Source organism: Pseudonocardia autotrophica, assembly GCF_003945385.1.
GTDB classification, from domain to species: domain Bacteria; phylum Actinomycetota; class Actinomycetes; order Mycobacteriales; family Pseudonocardiaceae; genus Pseudonocardia; species Pseudonocardia autotrophica.
Genome location: NZ_AP018920.1, coordinates 2,049,270 through 2,069,106, shown reverse-complemented (window position 1 = coordinate 2,069,106; position 19,837 = coordinate 2,049,270). Strand labels below are relative to the sequence as shown.

The following is a 19,837-nucleotide window of genomic DNA, read 5'->3' as shown; positions in this document are numbered from 1 at the left end:
CCCTCCCGGGGCCGGGCCATCCCGGGCTGCCGGTCCGCACCCTCCCTGCGACGATCACCGGATGATCCGTCGCTCCCCCGATCGCACCGCGTACGCGCTGGCCGGTCTGCTCGGCACCGCCGCCGTCCTGCACGTCGTGCGTCCCGAGCCGTTCGACTCGATCGTGCCGGAGCGGCTGCCCGGCACGCCCCGGTTCTGGACCTACGCCTCCGGCGCTGCCGAGGGCGCGGTGGCGGCAGCGGTCGCGCATCCGCGGACCCGGCGGATCGGGGGGTACGCGGCGGCGGGGCTGTTCGCCGCGGTCTTCCCGGCGAACGTCTCGATGGCGCTGCGCTGGCAGCGCAAGCCGCCGCTGTACCGGGCGATCGCCTGGGTCCGGCTCCCGCTGCAGATCCCGCTGGTGTGGTGGGCACTGCGGGTCGCCCGCCCCGACCGGGACCGCTGAGCCGATCGACCAAAGTCGGGTCGAGGCGCAACGTTCGCCCGGCGACCGCCGACGGATGCCCGCAGCGCCGGCGTCGTCATCCGGTGTGGACTGGCTCCCGCCGGGGGACGACGTCCGGCGCACGTCCGCGGAGGGGGCATCCATGACGGCGGTACTGCGGTCCGGTCCGGACACCGGCACGGCGGAGGTACCGCGGCTCGCCCGGTGGCCGGTCGGCCTCATCGCGGGGGCGGTGGCGGCCGTCCACCTGATCGCCGGGGCCCTCGGGCGCGGCTACTGGTTCGACGAGGCGCTGATGCTCGCCATCGGCCGTCACCACCTGGACTGGGGCTCGGCCGATCAGCCGCCGGGCGCGCCGCTGCTCGCCTGGCTCGCCGACACGGTCGCACCCGGGTCGCTCGCGGTGCTGCGGATCGCGCCGTCGCTGGCGACCGCGGCGGCCGTCGTCGTCGCCGCGCTGATCGCCCGCGAGCTGGGCGGGGACCGGCGCGCCCAGACTCTCACCGCGCTGGCCCAGGCCACCGGGATCTGGGTGACGTTGGTCGGGCACTGGCTGACGCCTTACACCCTGGAGCCGCTCGGCTGGCTGCTCCTGGTGTGGCTGGTGGTGCGCTGGATGCGGTTGCGCGACGACCGGTTGTTGCTCGCGCTGGGTCCGGTCCTGGGTCTGTCCGGTCAGGTCAAGTTCCAGGTGCTGCTGTTCGCGGTGGTGCTGCTGCTCGCGGTGCTCGCCGTCGGCCCCCGGGATCTGCTGCGCCGGCCCGCACTGTGGGTGTCCGCGGTCGTCGGCGCCCTGATCGTCGCGCCCACGCTGCTCTGGCAGGCGGCACACGACTGGCCGCAGCTGCGGATGGGGGCGGTGGTCACGGCCGAGGCGGAGTCGCTCTACGGCGGCCGGCCGGGTGTCGCGCTGGGGCTGCTCTGTTTGGCCGGGGTGACCGGGCTGGTGCTCGTCGTGGCCGGGCTGGTGTTCGCCGTGCGCGATCCCCGGCTGCGTCGCTACGGGTTCCTCGCGCTCACCTTCGGTGCGCTCTGGTTGCTGTTCGTGATCATGGCGGGCCGGCCGTACTACCTGAACGGGCTGCACGGCGTGATCGCCGCGCTGGGCGCGGTCGGCTTCCAGCACCGGCGCGAGGCCGGGCACCGGCGGTGGTCGTGGACGGTGTGGCCCGGGGCGGTGCTGTCGGTGCTGGCCGCCGCGGTGACCGTCCCGGTCGCCGCGCAGCTGGCCGCGCCCGGGGTGCAGGACGGCCTGATCGCCACCGTCCGGCAGGTCTGGACCGAGATGCCCGCCGAGCAGCGGGATCGGACGGTGGTGCTCACCGAGTCCTACATCCTGGCGTCCTTCCTGGACACCGCGCCGCCGGGCACCGAGCTGCCGCCGGTGCACAGCGGGAGCCGCAGTTACGGCTACCTCGATGCGCCGCCGGACGACCACGGCAGCGTGATCTTCGTCGGGGAGCGTCCGGAACAGATCGCACCGGCGATCACCGGGCTGCGCCGGGCCGGAGCCTCGGAACTCGGGGACACCCTGATGCCGCCGGGCACACCCGGCATCCCGGTGTGGACCGGCGAGGGCCTGGCGCGCCCCTGGTCGCAGGCGTGGCCGGAGCTGCGGACGCTCGACGTCGGCTGACCGCTCGGGTGATCGTCACCCGGTGGTGGTCCGGTGCCATCGGTGGCACCGGATCACCACGCGGCAGCGATCACCGCTGCGGCGTAGCGTCGTCCGGGTGCCCGAGGGAGACACCGTGTACCTGGCCGGGAAGCGGATGCACGCCGCACTGGCCGGGCACGAGCTCCTCCGCGGGGAGCTCCGCCATCCGCGCCTGGTCGAGCACGATCTCGCCGGGCTGACCGTGACCGGTGTCGTCCCGGTCGGCAAGCACCTGTTCACCAGGCTCGCCGACGGCCGCAGCCTGCACAGCCACTTCCGGATGGACGGCTCCTGGCACCTCTACCGGCCCGGGATGCGGTGGCAGCGCGCGGCGCACCAGGCCCGCGCGGTCCTGGAGACCGCCGAGCGGGTTGCCGTCGGGTTCGCGCTGCACGATCTGGAGCTCCTGCCCACCGCCGACGAGCACACGCTGGTCGGGCATCTCGGCCCGGATCTGCTCGACCCGGACTGGGACGACGCGCACGCCGACGAAGCGCTGCGCCGGCTGGACGCCCGCGGGAACCACGAGCTGGGTCTCGCGCTGCTCGAACAGCGGGTGATGGCCGGCCTGGGCAACCTCTACCGCAACGAGATCTGCTTCCTGCTCGGTGTGACGCCGTGGGTGCCGGTGCGAGCGGTCCCCGACCTGCCGGGGGTGATCGCGCTGTCCCGGCGGCTCCTGTCGTCGAACAAGGACCGCCCGGAGCAGACGACCACCGGTTCGCTCGCCGCGGGCGAGGCGCACTGGGTGTTCGAACGCCCGGGGCGGCCCTGCCGCCGCTGCCGCGCCCGGATCCGCACCGCGGATCAGGGTGAGCCGCCCTACGCCCGGGTCACCTACTGGTGCCCGCGCTGCCAGCGCGGCCCCGCACCCCGCAGCACCCGCCGCTGACCCGCGGCTCGCACCCCGTCGCGCCGCCCGCCGACCCGCGGCCCCACGGCCGCACACCCCTTCGTGTCGCCACACACCTGTTGCAGCGGGTGTGCGGCGACGCCACGGGGTGTGTCGTGGCCCTGCCTGAGCCGGAACGCGCGAACGCCCCGCCTCCGGGGCCGGGGCGGGGCGTTCGATGCTGCAGCTCAGGCGGTGCCGGGCTGATTCTGCTGCTGGGCCGGGTTCGGCTGCTGGGCCGGCGCGGGCGAGGACGGCAGCTGCTGGGTGCTCTGCTCCCCCTGCCCGACCTGCGGCGCCTGCTCCCCCGCGATCGGAGCCCCGGACAGCGACGCCCGGATCTGCTCCAGCCGGGACGCGCCCGCCATGTCGGTGGTCGACTGCTGGACCTCCAGCATCCGGCCCTGTACCGAGTTCTGGGCCAGCTCCGCCGAGCCGAGGGCGTTCGCGTACCGCTTCTCGATCTTGTCGCGGACCTCGTCCAGGGACGGGGCGTTGCGCGGCGCCGACAGCTCGCTCATCTGGCGCAGCGAGTTCGCCGCCTGCTCCTGCATCTTCGCCTGCTCGAGCTGGCTGAGCAGCTTGGTCCGCTCGGCGATCTTCTGCTGCAGCACCATCGAGTTCCGCTCGACGGCCTGCTTGGCCTGCTCGGCGGCACCGATCGACTGGTCGTGCAGGGTCTTGAGGTCCTCGACACCCTGCTCGGCCGTCACCAGCTGGGTGGCGAAGGTCTGCGCCGACTGCTCGTACTGCTGAGCCTTCTGCTCGTCGCCCTGGGACCGCGCCTGGTCGGCAAGGACCAGTGCCTGCTTGGCCGAGGACTGCAGCTTCTCGATCTCCCCGAGCTGCCGGTTCAGCTTCATCTCCAGCTGCCGCTGGTTGCCGATGACCGCCGCGGCCTGCTGGGACAGCTGCTGGTGCTGCCGCTGGGCGTCCTCGATGGCCTGCTGGATCTGCACCTTCGGGTCCGCGTACTCGTCGACCTTCGACGAGAACAGGGCCATCAGATAGCTCCAGGCCTTGGTGAATCCGTTGGCCATCTCTCCGCCTACCTCCGGGTGGGGCTCGCTCACGACCGTGCCCGCTCCGCGGCGGGCGCACCGGACCGTGCCGACCCCGCGTTCCCCCCGGCGGTCGGCACTGGCGCTCCGGCCCTCTCCATCCTGGCACCGCTGCCAGTAAGCGCGCACCCTACCGTGACGAGCGCGTGGTCACGCGGCGGATCATGCCGCCGACGCGACCGGACCGCCGGACGACGCCGGAACGGCCGGTCCGGCACCGGGGCGCCCGGCCAGCCGCAGCTCGGCGTGCCGCTGCCCGATCGGGACCAGCACGTCGTCGTCGGTGCGGCCGTGCTCCACGCCCGCCGTGTGCAGATCGGTGTTCATCTCGCGAACGACCGAGGTCAGCAGGTCGGCGACGGTGATCCCGAGTGCCTCACAGATCGCCGCCAGCAGCTCGCTGGAGGGCTCTTTGCGGCCGCGCTCGACCTCGGAGAGATACCCGAGGCTGACCCGAGCGCCCCGGGAGATGTCGCGCAGCGTGCGCCGGCGCGCGTTCCGCGCGCGTCGCAGACCACTGCCGATCGCTTCCCGAAGCAGCATGTGCCCTCCTCGACTCCGACCGGGCCGGCACCGCGGTGTCGGCCCGGTGCAAATCACCGTACCGACTCGCCGCACCGATCGGCGCGGCCGAACCCGGGTGTCCCTGTCCGCCCACGGCGAACACGGCCCGTCCGGCACAACGCCGGGATACCCGCCGGTAGTCCCGCCCGTTCAGGCGTTCGCCCGGACCGCCTTCAGCACGTAGTCGATCCCGGTGCCCACGGTGAGCGCCAGCGCCACCACCAGCACCGTCCACTGCACGGCCAGCACCGCGGTGAGCGCCTCCGGGAACAGCAGCGGCAGCGGCAGCAGGAACAGCCCGATCGCGAACGTCTGCGCGACCGTCTTCGCCTTGCCGCCCCGGCTGGCCGGGATGACCCCGCGCCGGATCACCAGGAACCGCAGCACCGTGATCCCGATCTCCCGGCCGAGGATCACGATCGTCACCCACCACGGGACGACGCCCAGCATCGACAGCCCGACCAGCGCGGCCCCGGTGAGCGCCTTGTCGGCGATCGGATCCGCGAGCGCCCCGAACCAGGTGACCAGCCCGCGACTGCGCGCCAGCTGGCCGTCCAGCCGGTCGGTGAGCGCGGCGACCACGAACACGGTGAACGCGGTCATCCGCCAGAACGTGTCCTCGCCGCCCTCGACGAACAGCGCCGCCACGAACACCGGGACCAGCAGCAGCCGCAGGCAGGTCAGCGCGTTCGCGATGTTCAGCAGCGGCGCCTGACCACCGACCGGGACGGTGCCCCCGGTCGGCTGCGGGGAGCTCATCCGGTACCTGCCACGAGGGCCGCGGCCAGATCGGCCGGTGCGCCCGCGGGGAGCAGCTCCACCGTCTCCACGAGCAGGTCGACACCCTCGGTGTCGAGTACCCGGCACCGCACCAGGTCACCGGGACGCAGCGAGCCGGGCTCCGGTCCGCCGTCGGCGGCGGCCACCACGTAGGACTCGCCGTCGGCGTCCGGCCCCTGGTGCGCGGCCCGCCCGGTGATCTCCGGCTCGTCGGCGTCCGGGTCGTCGGCATCGGCGGACCGCTCGATCAGCAGGACGACCTCGGAGCCGATGCGCTCCTCCGCCCGCTGCACCATCAGGTCGTCGACGAGCTCGGAGATCCGGGCGACCCTGGCCTGCACCTGCCCCGGGTCGAGCTTGCCGTCGTAGCCCTCGGCCTCGGTGCCGTCCTCGTCGGAGTAGCCGAACACGCCGACCGCGTCCAGCCGGGCGCCGATCAGGAACGCCTCCAACTCGGCCAGGTCCTCCTCCGTCTCGCCGGGGAACCCGACGATCACGTTGGAGCGGATCCCGGCCTCCGGCGCGAGCTCGCGAATCCGCTCGCACAGGTCCAGGAAGTCGGTGCGCGACCCGAACCGGCGCATCCGGCGCAGCACCGGCGCACTGGCGTGCTGGAACGAGAGGTCGAAGTACGGCGCGATACCCGGCGTCGTCGCGATCGCGGCGATCAGGTCCGGGCGCATCTCGGCCGGCTGCAGGTAGGACACCCGGACCCGGCTGATCCCCTCGATCGAGCCGAGCCGAGGCAGCAGATCGACCAGCGCGCGGGTACCGCCGGGCAGGTCCTTGCCGTACGACGTCGAGTTCTCGCTGACCAGGACCAGCTCCCGGACCCCGTCGGTCGCCAGCCACGCCGCCTCGCCGAGCACGTCGGCCGGGGCGCGGGAGACGAAGCTGCCGCGGAACGACGGGATCGCGCAGAAGGCGCAGCGCCGGTCGCAGCCCGAGGCGAGCTTCAGCGACGCGACCGGGCCGCCGGTGAGCCGGGTGCGGCCCGATCCCGTGGCCCCCATCCGCGATCCTGCGCCGCTCACTGCTGATATGTCGGGCACCCAGTCGTGACCCGGCACCGACACGTCGGCGGTAGCCGCGGGCCGCTCCACCGGCGAGATCGGCAGCAGGGTGCGCCGGTCGACCGGGACGTGCGGGGCCGGGGCGTGCCCGCCGAGGACGTCGGCGAGCCGATCGGCGAGCTCCGGGTAGGCGTCGAACCCGAGGACGGCATCCGCCTCCGGCAGGTCGGCGGCCAGCTCGGCGCCGTAGCGCTCGGCCAGGCACCCGACCGCGACCACCTTCGCGCCGGCCGGGCGGGCCACGTCGGACGCCGCGAGCACGGTGTCGATCGAGTCCTTCTTCGCCTGCTCGACGAAACCGCAGGTGTTCACGAGGATGACGTCCGGCGAGCCGGCCTCGGCGTCGACCAGCTCCCAGCCCGAGCCGACCAGTCGGCCGGCGAGCTCCTCGGAGTCGACCTCGTTGCGCGCGCAACCCAGGGTCAGCAGGGCGGCGCGCCGGGGCGCGTTCTCGGGGGAAGCCACGGCCTCCAGGGTAGACGGCGGGGCCCACGGCCCCCGGCCCGGCGTCTAGGCTCCTCGTCCGTGCCCGACGCACGTGAGCCCCACCTGCCCGATCCCGGCCCGGTCGTGACGGTCCGGCGTGCCCGTACCCCGGACGTCCGGGTGATCCGCGAGCTGGTCGACGAGTACGCCGGACGCGTGCTGCTCGCCAAGGAGACGGTCACCCTCTACGAGGCCGTCCCCGAGTTCCTGGTGGCCGAGCTGGACGGGCAGGTCGTCGGCTGCGGGGCGCTGCACGTGCTCTGGGAGGACCTCGGTGAGATCCGCACGGTGGCGGTGTCGCCGTCGGTGCTGGGCCGCGGGGTCGGGCACCGGATCGTCGACGCGCTGATCGACGGGGCCCGAGACCTGGGCCTGCGGCGACTGTTCGTGCTGACCTTCGAGAAGCAGTTCTTCGCCCGGCACGGGTTCTCCGAGATCGACGGGACGCCGGTGTCGACGGAGGTGTTCGCCGCCATGCTGCGTTCCTACGACGCGGGTGTCGCCGAGTTCCTCGATCTCGCGCACGTCAAGCCGAACACCCTGGGCAACGTGCGGATGCTGCTGACCCTGTGACACCGACGCCGTGACGCCGGCGCTGTGCAGCCCGCTGAGGCGCCGGCCCTGTGCCCCGGTGCGGATCCGGCGATACTGGAGCGCATGACGGAACGGCCCGGAGCCGGGCGGTGGCGGACCTCGGCCGCGCTGCGCCCGCTGGTCGCGGAGTTCTGGGTGTGGCGCACGGCGGGCGGCCCGCCCGGCACCCACCAGGGCGTGCCCGGCGGCCACCTGACCGTCATCCTCTGCATCGACGGCGACGTCGAGCTGCTGCGCAAACCCGATCCCGGCCGTGGGCCGGGCCGGTTCACCGCGTCCGCGGCCGGACTGCACGCCGTTCCCGCGGTGATCGCGACGGGCGCCCCCCAGGCCGGGCTGCAGCTCCCGCTGACCTGGCGGGGTGCCCGCACGCTGCTCGGGCTGCCCGCGGCGGAGCTCGCCGGTGACGTCATCGATCTCGCGGAGCTGTGGCCGGACACCGGTTCGCTGCTCGACCGGCTGCACGCGGCCCCGACCTGGGCCACGCGATGCGCCCTGCTCGACGCGCACCTGTGCCGGCTGGCCGCGCGGCGGACCGCCGCGGACGGGCCGCCGGCCGAGATCGGGCGGGCCTGGGACCGGCTGGTGGCCTCCGGCGGAACCGCGAGGGTCACCGAGCTCGCCGCCGACGTCGGCTGGTCGGCCCGCCACCTCGGCGACCGGCTGCGCCGCGAGACCGGGCTGGGCACCAAGACCGCGGCCCGGGTGATCCGCTTCGAGCGGGCCTGCACACTCCTCCGCTCGGCCGACCGGCCCGCGCTCACCGACGTCGCGGCCGACTGCGGATTCGCCGACCAGCAACACCTGGCGCGGGAGTTCCGGGCGCTCGCCGGGACGACCGCGGGCGCCTGGCTCGCCGAGCGGGTGTCCGGACTGTCGGTCAGCCCTGCCTGATCGCCTGCACGTCGAGCTCGATCTCGATCGTCGAGCCCACCACCGGCAGTCCCTTGGTGATCATCTGCTGCCAGTTCAGGGTGAAGTGCTCGCGGTGCAGCTGGGTGGTCGCGACGGCGCCGACCCGGTCGCCGTTCCATTCGGCCGAGCCGAGGAACGTGGTGTCCAGCGACACGTCGCTGGTCAGGCCGTGCAGCGTGAGGTCGCCGTCGACCGTCCAGCGGTTCCCCCCGCGCTGCACGAACCGCATGCTGGAGAAGCGGAGCTCGGGAAAGCGCTCGACGTCGAGGAAGTCGGCGGAGCGCAGGTGGGTGTCCCGGGCCTCGACGTTGGTGTCCACGCTCGCCGCGTCGATCACCACGTCGACCGAGGACTCCTCGAACGGCTCGGCGATCCGGATCTGGCCGTGGAACCGGTTGAACCGGCCGTACACCTTGGACAGTCCGATGTGCCGGGCCACGAACCGGACCGAACTGTGGTCGCTGTCGATCCGGAACACACCGGGCTCCGGCGGGCGCAGCGCCGGGTCCTCGCCGAGGACCATCACACCCATCTCGGCGTGCGAGCCCCAGGACACCTCGACCACGTCGCTCATCGGCTGGTAGCCGCCCGCCTCGACGCGGACCCGGTACCGGCCGGGCATCAGCGAGGCCGCGTACCGGCCGAACGGGTCGGTCTCCAGGTGCGCGACCCGGCGGTCGGCGGCGTCGAGCACCGAGACCTCGCTGGCGGGCAGCGCACCGCCCTGGCCGTCCCGGACCTGCCCGGAGAGCACGCCGCCGGTGAGCGGGATCGGGACGAGGGCGTGCCGGTCGGTCGTTCCCCGAGCCGGACGACGACGGTCCTTCTTCCTCCAGAACACCGGAAGACCTCCTCCGCCCGAGTGGGCAGGCCGACGGGAAGGCCACCGAACGATGGCCACCGCTGTCACTGTGACACGGATGAGACCGTCTCGTTAACCGACTCCCGCGAAAGAGTGGTTACGCTTGGTGTTCGTCACAGCACCGTGGGACAGAAGATCGCCACGCTGCGTTCAACCCGTCACTCGTCGTCGCGTCACTCGTCGTCGTTGACCTCTGCGCCGTCGGCCGTCCCGCCGCCGCGGATCAGGTAGAGCGCGTTCTCCAGCTCGTCCGGCTTCACGAGCACGTCCCGGGCCTTGGAGCCCTCGGACGGGCCCACGATGTTGCGGGTCTCCAGCAGGTCCATCAGCCGGCCGGCCTTGGCGAAACCGACCCGCAGCTTGCGCTGCAGCATCGACGTCGAGCCGAACTGCGAGCTGACGATCAGCTCGGTGGCCTGCAGCAGCAGGTCGAGATCGTCGCCGATGTCGGCGTCGATCTCCTTCGCCTCGCCGGCCTTCTGCGCCGTGACACCCTCGGTGTAGCTCGGCTCGGCCTGCTCCTTGGTGAAGGCGACGACCTTGGCGATCTCGTCGTCGTCGACGAACGCGCCCTGCATGCGGACCGGCTTTCCCGCGCCCATCGGCAGGTAGAGCGAGTCACCCATGCCGATCAGCTTCTCGGCGCCGGGCTGGTCGAGGATGACCCGCGAGTCGGTGAGCGACGACGTCGCGAACGCCAGTCTGGAGGGCACGTTCGTCTTGATCAGGCCGGTGACGACGTCGACCGAGGGCCGCTGCGTGGCCAGGATCAGGTGGATGCCCGCGGCCCGGGCCTTCTGGGTGATCCGGACGATCGCGTCCTCGACGTCGCGCGGCGCCGTCATCATGAGGTCGGCGAGCTCGTCGACGATGCACATGATGTACGGGTAGGGCCGGTACACCCGCTCCGATCCGGGCGGCGCGGTGATCTCGCCGGAGCGGACCTTGCGGTTGAAGTCGTCGACGTGCCGGACCCGGTTGGCCTGCATGTCCTGGTAGCGCTGCTCCATCTCCTCGACCAGCCAGGCCAGCGCGGCGGCCGCCTTCTTCGGCTGGGTGATGATGGGCGTGATCAGGTGCGGGATGCCCTCGTAGGGCGTCAGCTCGACCATCTTCGGGTCGATCAGGATCATCCGGACCTCGTCCGGGGTGGCTCGGCTGAGCAGCGAGACCAGCATCGAGTTGACGAAGCTGGACTTACCGGAGCCGGTCGAGCCCGCGACCAGCAGGTGCGGCATCTTCGCCAGGTTGGCGACCAGGTAGTGACCCTCGATGTCCTTGCCCAGCCCGATACCCATCGGGTGCTGCTCGTTGCGCGCCGACCCCGAGCGCAGGACGTCGCCGAGCCGGACCATCTCCCGGTCGGTGTTGGGCACCTCGATGCCGACCGCGGACTTGCCGGGGATCGGCGCGAGCAGCCGGACGTTGTCGTTGGCGACCGCGTAGGCGAGGTTGCGCTGCAGCTGGGTGATCTTCTCGACCTTCACCGCGGGGCCGAGCTCGATCTCGTAGCGGGTGACCGTCGGGCCGCGGGTGAAGCCGGTGACCTGGGCGTCGATGTTGAACTGGTCCAGCACGCCGCTGATCGCCTCGATCATGGCGTCGTTCGCGGAGCTGCGGGACTTCGGCGGCGGGCCGGACTCGAGCACGTCGGCGGGCGGCAGCACGTACTCGGTCTCGCCGACCGGCTCGCGGATCGCCATCGAGAGCTGCTCGCCCTCGGTCGGCGGCGGCTCCTCGGCGGGCGGGGTCTCGACGACCGGCTTGCGCGGCGCCTTCTTCGCGGCCGCTGCCGGCCGGGCATCGGCCGGGGCAGCCGGGACGTCGGCCGGGGCGCCGGGGACGTCGGCGTCCACCGGGGTGGGGGTGTGCTCGCCGTCCTCGGCCCGGAACGCGTCCGCCTCGCTGGCCTGCTGCCTGCGCCGCGACGGCCTGCGGCGGGGGGCCGGCTTCGTGCCGTCGAGGTCGGCCTCGGCGACGGCGTCGGCGACCGTGCGCGGGGCGCCGTCGGCGTTCTCGCTCTCCTGCTCGTCCTCGGGCGGCAGCTGCCCGGTGAGCCTGCGGAACCGGTCGGGCAGCTCGCGGACCGGGATCCCGGTGACCAGCAGCAGCGCGTACAGGGTGAGCAGGATCAGCACCGGGACGGCCGTCCACACGGTCAGCCCGGCTTCCAGCGGGGTACCCGCGACGTAGCCGATCGCGCCACCGGCGCCGCGCCAGGCGTCCGGCTCGGCGGGTCCGCCGCGGGCCAGGTGCACCAGGCCGAGCACGCCGAGCGCGAGCAGCAGGCTGCCCGCGACGATCCGCGGCCGGGCCTCCGGGTGCGCGGGCGTCGTCACCAGCACGACGCCGATCCCGAGCAGGATCAGCGGGAGCAGCACCGACGCCACACCGACGACGGCCTGAACGACGAAGGTGAACCAGTAGCCGACCGAGCCGCCGGCCTGCCACCAGAGCCCGGCGGCGGCGATCACCGCGAGCACCAGCATCGCGAAGCCGAGGCCGTCGCGGCGGTGCGCGGGATCGATGTCGCGGGTGCGCCCGACGGCGCGCCCGGACGCCCGGAAGGTCTTGGCGACGCCCCGGCCGACCGCGTCGATCGACCGGTCGATCAGGTCGGGGCCCTGGCGTTTCGCCGGCGCCCGGCGGGTGGCCGGCTTGCGGCGGGTGGACGCGCGCGACCCGGACCGCCCCGAGCCACGGCCCGCGGCCGCCGCCGTGCTGGTCCTGCCGGTGCCGGTACGTCCTGCCATGTCACCCACGGTAGCCCGTCACGATGATCGAACCGGGGACCGACGCGGGGGCCGGCCGTCCCGACGACCACGCACCCACCACCGTGGAGGCCATTGCCCGGGCGATGCGGCCGGGCCCGACCGGAGTATCCGGCGGCCGATGCGCGTCCGCGGGACGGTCCGGACGGCCGGCGGGTCGTGGAGCTGTTCCCGGCACCGGCAGCACCGTGGCCGCGGAGCGCACGCCAGAGCTGCTGGGAGCACCGAGCGACCGCACACCGTCCGAACTCCGGAACCGGCAGGTGCGCAGCGGTTCCGATCGAGGTCCGCGACCAGGACGAGATGATCGGCGACGTCGTCTCCGCACGTCACCCACAGAGCACCGACCAGAGGGGTTCCCGTCACCACCCCACCCCCGGCTCTGTCGAGACGGTGTAATCCCTGTACATCGACGCTCCCTCGGTCGTTCCGTCCTGTCCCGACAGGAATCGGAGCAGCCGGTCCCGGCCGCGTGACAGGTGGCAACACGCCGGCCGGCGTTGTTGCCACCCGCCCGGCCCTCGTTCGTCTGCGTGGCGCCGTGACCGGGCGCGATGCCGCCCCGCCGCACGAGCGGGGTCGCTACGATCAGCTGCTCCGGCTGCCATGACGAGCGGAGAGCGTGCATGCACGAGCATCCCGAGGACGGGCTCGCGCACGCCATCCGAGCCGCACGGCGCACCGCACGGATCTCGCAGGCCGAGCTGGCGAACCTCGCCGGATTCTCCCGTGAGTACGTCTCCCGATCCGAACGGCCCTCGGCCGGGCTGGCCTCGCGCGAACTCGTGTCCGCCATCGACGCGGCACTCGGGTGCGGTGGTGATCTCGTCGCCCTCCGGGCACGGCTGCACGCCGACCGAGTAGCACGCCGCCGCGCCCCGGGCGAGTGCGCGAACGGGGCGACCGCCGAGGTGGCGCCCGGAAGCGACCGGTTCGGCGACCCGGTCGAGGTCGAGGTCGAGCCCGATTCGGCGAGCACCGAGCTCGTGGCGATCCAGCACGCGGCCCAGGTGACCGGGCCGGACCTGACGCTGTCCGCGACGGTGGACCTGGTCGGGCGGATCGATGCGGGGCTGACCCGGTACCGCTCGGGCAGCGACCGTGACCGGCTGCTCCGCTCCGGGGCGCTCGTCGCGGAGTATGCCGGTTTCGTGTGTCGCGATGCGGGCCTCGCCATCCGATGTCTCTTCTGGCACGACCGGGCCATGGAGTACGCGCTGCGCGCAGGCGACACGTCGATCCAGGCCTACGTCCTGCTGCGGAAGTCCCAGGCGGCCTACGACCGGCGCGACGCCCATCGGCTCGCGGACCTGGCCCTTGCGGCCGAACGCGTGGGGACCTCGGCGACACCGTCGCTGCGGGCCGAGATCATCCAGCAGCGGGCTCGTGGCGAGGCGATGCTGGGTGCCGGCATCGACCGGGTCAACAGCCTGCTCGACCGGGCTGCTCACCTCAGGGCGACCGGGCTGCACGACCAGGATGCCGCGCCCGGACCGGCACTGTTCGACATCCAGGTCGCGCTGTGCTGGAGCGAGTCAGGACGGCCGCGACACGCCGTACGACGCTTCGGCGAGGTCGACACACTCGGCATGAGCACCCGGGACAGGGCGTACGTCTCGATCCTGTCGGCGCGGTCCCTGGCCCTGTCCGGAGAGCCCGACGAGGCGGCGAGCGTCACGACGGCTGCGCTTCCGGTGGCGGCTGCGGCCGGCTCGCGCCGCAGTGTGCTGGAGGCGTGCGGTGTGTTGGAGGCGCTGAAGCCGTGGCGCTCCCGACAGCCGGTGTACGAGCTGGCCTTGGCCGTGCGCTCGGCGCGGGAACTACTCGACAGCTGACCAGGCCGCGATGTGCGCGGTGACCTCGGACTGCCAGGACCGGGTCCTCGGATCCGCGTAGCCGGGGTCGTCGGGCACGGCGATGCCGTGCTGGGCGCCGTCCAGCTCCACGAGCCGGTGCGGGCCGGTCAGCGCCCGGGCAGCCCGCCGGGAGGACTCGATCGGGATGAACGTGTCGGCGGTGCCGTGCACGATCAGGGTCGGCACGGAGAGCGTCGGCAGCTCCGCCCTGACGTCCCACCAGAAGACCTCGTTGAGCAGCGCCGGCCCGAGCCGGAAGGTCGGCGAATGCGCCAGATAACCGTTCTCCTGCAGGGACCTGGCGCCGGCGTCACCGAGGCGGTCGGCATGCCACTCGGGCTTCTGATCGACGAACCGGGCCTTGTAGTCGAGCAGCGGGTTGAGCAGGACCAGACGATCGACACGGTCCGGCCGGCGGGCCGTGAACACGGCGCAGACACCGCCGGAGAAGCTCGCCCCGACCACTCCGACCCGTTCGACGGGCAACCGGCCGGCGAGTTCGTCCGCCGCCGCCGATACGTCGTTGCCCACACCGGCGAGGGTCAGATCCTCCAACCGCCCGCCACTCTGCCCGTGGCCACGGAGATCGAACCGGAGCGAGGCGATCCCTGCCTCACCCAGGCCGTCGGCCAGGCGATCGAAGAAGCCGCCCTCGTGCCGGTCGACCCCGCCGCCGTGCACCAGCACGATCCCCCGGTGGGCTCCCGCCGGCAGCACCAGGTCCGCTGCCAGCCGGGTGCCGTCGAGTGAGCGGAACGAGTGGCGCACGCCGCGACGTCCTCTCAGCTCACCTGCTCGGGACCGGCCGCGCCGCGTACGGCGACGACCGGCCCCGCGATGGTCTCAGACCGCGATGACCGTCGGCACGATCATCGGACGACGGCGGTAGGTGTCGGCCACCCAGCGCCCGACGACCCGGCGCACGCCCTGCGCGATCCGGTGCGGATCGCCGATGCCCTCGTTCTCCAGCCGGGACAGCTCGTCCTCCACCAGTGGCTGGACGGCGTCGAGGGCCTTCGGGTCGTCGGAGAACCCGCGGCCGGACAGGGTCGGGCGGGACAGCGCCCGGCCGGTCTTCTGATCGATCGCGATGGTGATCGCGATGAAGCCACCCTCGCCCAGGGTCAGCCGGTCGCCCAGCGTCGTCTCGCCGATGTCGCCGACGGCGAGGCCGTCGACGTAGACCTGGCCGACCTCGACCCGCCCGGCGATCGCGGCCCGGCCGTCGACCAGGTCGACGACGACGCCGTTCTCGGCGATCACCACCGACTCCTCCGGCACACCGGTCTTCACCGCCAGTGCGGCGTTGGCGCGCAGGTGCCGCCACTCGCCGTGCACCGGCATCACGTTCGACGGGCGCACCGCGTTGTAGAGGAACAGCAGCTCGCCCGCCGGGGCGTGCCCGGAGACGTGCACCTTGGCGTTGCCCTGGTGGACGACGGTCGCGCCGAGCCGGGTCAGTCCGTTGATCACGCCGAACACGGCGGTCTCGTTGCCGGGGATCAGCGAGCTGGCGAGGATGATCGTGTCGTCCGGCCGAATGACGATGCTGCGGTGGTCGCCGCGGGCCATCCGGGACAGCGCGGCGAGCGGCTCGCCCTGCGACCCGGTCGAGACGAGCACCAGCTTCTCGTCGGGCAGCCGCATCGCCTCGTCGATGTCGACGAGCAGCCCGTCCGGGATGTTCAGCAGTGAGTGCTCGTCGGCGAGCCCCATGTTGCGGACCATCGACCGGCCGGTCAGGCAGACCTTGCGGCCGTGCGCGTGCGCCGCGTCGAGCACCTGCTGGACCCGGTGCACGTGGCTGGCGAAACAGGCCAGGATGATCCGGGACGGGGCCCGGCGGACCAGGTCGGCGATCACCGGGCCGATCTCGGTCTCCGGTGTCACGAAGCCCGGGACCTCGGCGTTGGTGGAGTCGACCAGGAACAGGTCGACGCCCTCCTCGCCGAGCCGGGAGAAGCCGGCCAGGTCGGTCAGCCGGCCGTCCAGCGGGAGCTGGTCGAGCTTGATGTCGCCGGTGTGCAGCAGCAGCCCGGCCGGCGTGCGGATCGCGACCGCGATGGCGTCCGGGATGGAGTGGTTGACCGCGAAGTACTCGCAGTCCCAGTTGCCGTGCCGGACCCGGTCGCCCTCCTTGACCTCCCGCAGGTGCGGGGTCAGGCGGTGCTCCTTGCACTTGGCCGCGACCAGTGCGAGCGTGAACCGGGAGCCGATGACCGGCAGGTCCGGGCGCATCCGGAGCAGCCACGGGACGGCACCGATGTGGTCCTCGTGGCCGTGCGTCAGCACCAGGGCGTCGATGTCGTCGAGGCGGTCCTCGATCGCCCGGAAGTCGGGCAGGATCAGGTCGACGCCGGGCGAGTCGTCGGACGGGAACAGCACGCCGCAGTCGACGACGAGCAGCCGGCCCTCGTACTCGAAGACCGTCATGTTCCGGCCGACCTCGCCGATGCCGCCGAGGGCGAAGGTGCGCAGCCCACCCTTGGCCAGCGCCGGCGGCGCCGCGACCGGCAGCTCGGGCCGGTCGATCTTCTCGGGCGGGGCGCTCAGGGACCGCCCGGGGCGGTTCCGGCGGTCGTTGCGCTGGGGACTCACAGGGTTTCGTGCCTCACAGGATCGTGTGTACGGGGACGACGCCGGGATCAGCGGTGGTACGCGACCTCGGCGCCGATGTCGGTGGCGGTACGCCCGCCCAATGCGCCGTGTCCGGGCTCGTAGGCGCTGGTCCCGGGCCGGGACTGCGGGTCGAGGGCGACCCCGGCGACCGCGAGGTCACCGGCGATCGCGGCGGTCTGCTCCTCGGTGGCCGGCGGCAGCGGGAGCCGGGTGTCGCCGACGTCGATGCCGCGCAGCCGCAGTGCGGTCTTGGCGAACACCGCGCCGCCGACCCGGCCCATCGCGCGGATGACCGGGAGCATCGCGTAGTGCAGCGCGCGGGCCCGCTGGTGCTCGCCCGCGTGGTAGGCGTCGATCATCGCCCGGAGCCGGTCGGCGACGACGTGCCCGATCACGCTCACGAACCCGACAGCGCCGACCGAGAGCCACGGCAGGTTCACCGGGTCGTCGCCCGAGTAGTACGCCAACGTGGTCGTGGCGAGCACCTCGGTGCCGACCCGCAGGTCGTTGCGCGCATCCTTGACCGCGACGATGCGCGGGTGCTGGGCGAGCCGCTGGAAGGTCTCGACGTCGATCCCGATCACGCTGCGCGGCGGGATGTCGTAGAGCATCACCGGCAGCTCGGAGGCGTCGGCGACGGCGGTGAAGTGCGCGAGCAGGCCCTCCTGCGGCGGCCGCGAGTAGTACGGCGTCACCACCAGCAGGCCGTGCGCACCGGCCCGCTCGGCGCCGCGGGCCAGCTCGATCGAGTGCGCGGTGTCGTAGGTGCCGGCACCGCTGACGATCGTCGCCCGGTCCCCCACCGCCGAGACGACGGCGCGGATCAGCTCGGACTTCTCCCGGTCCGAGGTCGTCGGCCCCTCACCGGTGGTGCCGTTGACGACCAGCCCGTCGTTGCCCAGGTCCACCAGGTGGGTGGCCAGCTCCTCGGCTTTCGCCAGGTCGAGTTCCCCGTCCGCGTCGAACGGTGTCACCATCGCGGTGAGGACCTCACCGAACGGGCGACGGGGCGGGTGCTGTCCCGCCGGGGTCGTCTGGGAACCGGACTCCATGGGGGTTGACGGTACCGGGTTGCGAGCTCACATCCCGCGGGGCGCGGCCCGGTAGGCCTCGATGTCGGCGGGCAGGCCCTCCAGCTCGACCCGGGCGGCGTCCCTGCCGAAGGCGTGCAGCACCAGCTCCGACGGTGTGCCGACCACCGTCACCAGGCCGTATCCGGTCGCGACGACCTGCTGGGCACCCTCCGGGCGGCGCAGCACGATGCCGACCGGGCTGCGCCGGAACAGCAGCTTCGACTGCGCGGAGAGCAGCGTCCACAGCTGGCCGTCCAGCTCGGGACCGGCCGGGCGCGGCTCCCAGCCGGGCTCGCCGCGGCGCAGGTCCTCGTGATGCACGAAGAACTCGGCACCGTTGGCGATCTCGTCGACCTTCCCGACCCGGAACGGCGACCAGGCGGGCGGGCCCTTGCGCAGGTCGTCGATCATGTTCGGCCATGCCTCGCCGCTGTAGGCGGCCATCGCCCGGTCGGTGACCGAGGACAGTGCCGAGACCACGATGCCCGCCGCGTTCCAGGGTTGCCGTTCCCGGACCAGCAGGTGGGTGAGCAGGTCGCGGGCGTTCCAGCCCTCGCAGAGGGTCGGGCGGTCCGGGCCGGAACGCTCGAACTCGGCGCAGATGGCGGCACGTTCGTCGATCGCGAGGCTCACCGCGCCCACCGTAGTGCGCACCGGCGGTCCCCGCCGCACACGCGCCGAACGGTGGACGGACGGGCGAACGGTCGACAAATGGTTGGTCCACCGACACGTTTTTGTAGCGAGTGATACAGATCGCATCCGGACGGATCCGCATACTCCCGACAACCCGAACGGCGGACGCCCGGCCCGTCCTGTGTCAGCCGGTCCCCAACGGAGAGGACCCCCACCCGTGACGCACGCCGCCTCCTCGCAGGCACGACCGAGGTCGATGCGCAGGATCGCCCTCGCCAGCATGACCGGCACGGTCATCGAGTTCTACGACTTCTTCATCTACGGCACCGCCGCGGCGCTGGTGTTCAACCAGGTCTTCTTCCCCGAGCTCGGGGCGGCGGCGGGCACCGCGCTGGCGCTCGCGACGTTCGGCGTCGCGTTCGTCGCCCGCCCGTTCGGCTCGATCCTGTTCGGGCACTTCGGTGACCGGCTCGGACGCAAGGGCACGCTGGTCACGACGCTGCTGCTGATGGGCTTCTCGACGCTGGCCATCGGCCTGCTGCCCACCACCGGCATGATCGGCGTGCTGGCGCCGATCCTGCTGGTGATCCTGCGCATCCTGCAGGGCCTCGCGGTCGGCGGCGAGTGGGCCGGGGCGACCCTGCTCACCGCCGAGAACGCCCCCACCAAGGCCCGTGGCAAGTACGCGCTGTACCCGCAGCTCGGACCGTCGGTGGCGTTCGCGCTCGCCTCGGCCACCTTCCTGGTCACCGCGCTGACCATGAGCAACGAGGCATTCGTCGCCTGGGGCTGGCGCATCCCGTTCATCGGCTCGGTGCTGCTGGTCGCGGTCGGCCTCTACGTCCGGCTCGCACTGGAGGAGACGTCCACGTTCAAGGAGTCGAAGTCGGCCACCACCGGACGACGGCTGCCGATCACCGAGGTGTTCACCAGCCGTCCGGCCGCGGTGTTCCTCGGCGCCGGCTCGACCACCGCGGTCTTCGCCTTCTTCTACATCGGCGTGACCTACCTGACCAGCTACGGCACCCAGGAGCTGGGGCTGAGCAGGCCGACCGTGCTCGCCATGGGCATCGTGGGCGGCACCATGTTCGCACTGACGACGATCGCGTCGGCGATCCTGTCCGACCGGGTCGGGCGGCGGAAGATGGTCGTCATCGGCAACATCGCGTCGGTGGCCGCCGGTGTGATCGTCTTCCCGATCATCGACATCGGCACCGCGTGGTCGTTCGGGCTCGGGATCTCCATCGTGCTCGGCGTCGTCGGCATCGCCTACGGCCCGATCGGCGCCCAGCTGCCGGAGCTGTTCCCCACCCGCTTCCGCTACACCGGCGCCGGGATCGCCTACAACCTCGCCGGCGTGCTCGGCGGTGGTGTGGTGCCGCTGATCGCGGCGGCGGTGGTGCCGCTCTACGGCAGCCTGGCGATCGGCCTGCTGCTGGCCTCGGTCTCGCTGCTCAGCCTGGGCTGCACGCTCGCGCTCCCGCAGACCGACGCCGACTCCTTCAGCAACGAGGACGCCCGCCTGGCCGCCACCTGAACCGTTGCACCGCGTCAAC

Annotated in this window: 17 protein-coding genes; 7 read left to right on the top strand and 10 right to left on the bottom strand. The window is 72.8% G+C overall.

The window, feature by feature from the left end; translation table 11 throughout:
* The first annotated feature begins 61 nt into the window (after positions 1-61).
* The 3 genes from Pdca_RS09945 to Pdca_RS09935 all read left to right on the top strand — a co-directional run bounded on the left by Pdca_RS09945 (position 62) and on the right by Pdca_RS09935 (position 2,994).
* Positions 62-445: a DoxX family protein gene (locus tag Pdca_RS09945; RefSeq protein WP_085912497.1), complete on the top strand. Its 384-nt coding sequence runs from the start codon at positions 62-64 to the stop codon at positions 443-445.
* Between the two features lie 142 nt (positions 446-587).
* Positions 588-2,081, top strand: coding sequence for a glycosyltransferase family 39 protein (locus Pdca_RS09940; protein ID WP_085912533.1), 1,494 nt, complete (start codon positions 588-590; stop codon positions 2,079-2,081).
* Positions 2,082-2,178: 97 nt separating this feature from the next.
* The gene (locus Pdca_RS09935; RefSeq protein ID WP_085912532.1) at positions 2,179-2,994 is read left to right on the top strand and encodes a DNA-formamidopyrimidine glycosylase family protein; all 816 of its coding nucleotides are present in this window, start codon (positions 2,179-2,181) and stop codon (positions 2,992-2,994) included.
* 188 nt (positions 2,995-3,182) lie between these two features.
* Here the strand turns inward: Pdca_RS09935 and Pdca_RS09925 are convergent, their stop codons facing one another.
* The 4 genes from Pdca_RS09925 to Pdca_RS09910 all read right to left on the bottom strand — a co-directional run bounded on the left by Pdca_RS09925 (position 3,183) and on the right by Pdca_RS09910 (position 6,937).
* A complete protein-coding gene (locus Pdca_RS09925; protein WP_085912496.1) occupies positions 3,183-4,034 on the bottom strand; it encodes a PspA/IM30 family protein in 852 nt (283 codons plus the stop codon).
* A 183-nt stretch (positions 4,035-4,217) separates the two neighbouring features.
* A complete protein-coding gene (locus Pdca_RS09920; RefSeq protein ID WP_085912495.1) occupies positions 4,218-4,598 on the bottom strand; it encodes a helix-turn-helix domain-containing protein in 381 nt (126 codons plus the stop codon).
* A 171-nt stretch (positions 4,599-4,769) separates the two neighbouring features.
* The gene (pgsA, locus tag Pdca_RS09915; protein ID WP_085912494.1) at positions 4,770-5,378 is read right to left on the bottom strand and encodes a CDP-diacylglycerol--glycerol-3-phosphate 3-phosphatidyltransferase; all 609 of its coding nucleotides are present in this window, start codon (positions 5,376-5,378) and stop codon (positions 4,770-4,772) included.
* A complete protein-coding gene (locus tag Pdca_RS09910) occupies positions 5,375-6,937 on the bottom strand; it encodes a MiaB/RimO family radical SAM methylthiotransferase (RefSeq protein ID WP_085912493.1) in 1,563 nt (520 codons plus the stop codon). The genes pgsA and Pdca_RS09910 overlap by 4 nt, the downstream gene beginning before the upstream one ends.
* Positions 6,938-6,997: 60 nt before the next feature.
* Between Pdca_RS09910 and Pdca_RS09905 the strand changes: the two genes are divergently transcribed.
* A complete protein-coding gene (locus tag Pdca_RS09905; protein ID WP_232021499.1) occupies positions 6,998-7,531 on the top strand; it encodes an amino-acid N-acetyltransferase in 534 nt (177 codons plus the stop codon).
* 84 nt (positions 7,532-7,615) lie between these two features.
* Entirely contained in the window at positions 7,616-8,446 is an 831-nt protein-coding gene (locus Pdca_RS09900; RefSeq protein ID WP_085912492.1) for a helix-turn-helix domain-containing protein, read from the top strand.
* Here Pdca_RS09900 and Pdca_RS09895 read toward each other — a convergent pair.
* Together Pdca_RS09895 and Pdca_RS09890 are read right to left on the bottom strand one after the other, a co-directional pair.
* Positions 8,433-9,308 carry a YceI family protein gene (locus Pdca_RS09895; protein WP_232021498.1) on the bottom strand — a complete coding sequence of 292 codons (876 nt, stop codon included), beginning with the start codon at positions 9,306-9,308 and terminating at the stop codon, positions 8,433-8,435. The genes Pdca_RS09900 and Pdca_RS09895 overlap by 14 nt on opposite strands.
* A 194-nt stretch (positions 9,309-9,502) precedes the next feature.
* Positions 9,503-12,082: a DNA translocase FtsK gene (locus Pdca_RS09890; RefSeq protein WP_085912490.1), complete on the bottom strand. Its 2,580-nt coding sequence runs from the start codon at positions 12,080-12,082 to the stop codon at positions 9,503-9,505.
* A 644-nt stretch (positions 12,083-12,726) separates the two neighbouring features.
* Between Pdca_RS09890 and Pdca_RS09885 the strand changes: the two genes are divergently transcribed.
* Positions 12,727-13,935, top strand: coding sequence for a helix-turn-helix domain-containing protein (locus Pdca_RS09885; RefSeq protein ID WP_158092130.1), 1,209 nt, complete (start codon positions 12,727-12,729; stop codon positions 13,933-13,935).
* Here the strand turns inward: Pdca_RS09885 and Pdca_RS09880 are convergent.
* From Pdca_RS09880 to Pdca_RS09865, 4 genes are all read right to left on the bottom strand, one after another.
* Positions 13,921-14,724 carry an alpha/beta hydrolase gene (locus Pdca_RS09880; RefSeq protein ID WP_232021497.1) on the bottom strand — a complete coding sequence of 268 codons (804 nt, stop codon included), beginning with the start codon at positions 14,722-14,724 and terminating at the stop codon, positions 13,921-13,923. The genes Pdca_RS09885 and Pdca_RS09880 overlap by 15 nt on opposite strands.
* Positions 14,725-14,799: 75 nt before the next feature.
* Entirely contained in the window at positions 14,800-16,509 is a 1,710-nt protein-coding gene (locus Pdca_RS09875) for a ribonuclease J (RefSeq protein ID WP_269462865.1), read from the bottom strand.
* A 92-nt stretch (positions 16,510-16,601) separates the two neighbouring features.
* Positions 16,602-17,627 carry a 4-hydroxy-tetrahydrodipicolinate synthase gene (gene dapA, locus Pdca_RS09870; protein ID WP_085912486.1) on the bottom strand — a complete coding sequence of 342 codons (1,026 nt, stop codon included), beginning with the start codon at positions 17,625-17,627 and terminating at the stop codon, positions 16,602-16,604.
* Positions 17,628-17,654: 27 nt separating this feature from the next.
* Positions 17,655-18,281 carry a TIGR03085 family metal-binding protein gene (locus Pdca_RS09865; protein ID WP_085912485.1) on the bottom strand — a complete coding sequence of 209 codons (627 nt, stop codon included), beginning with the start codon at positions 18,279-18,281 and terminating at the stop codon, positions 17,655-17,657.
* 280 nt (positions 18,282-18,561) lie between these two features.
* Between Pdca_RS09865 and Pdca_RS09860 the strand changes: the two genes are divergently transcribed.
* Positions 18,562-19,818 (top strand): MFS transporter, encoded by a 1,257-nt coding sequence (locus Pdca_RS09860; RefSeq protein WP_232021496.1) that lies wholly within the window; start codon positions 18,562-18,564, stop codon positions 19,816-19,818.
* Positions 19,819-19,837: the final 19 nt, after the last annotated feature.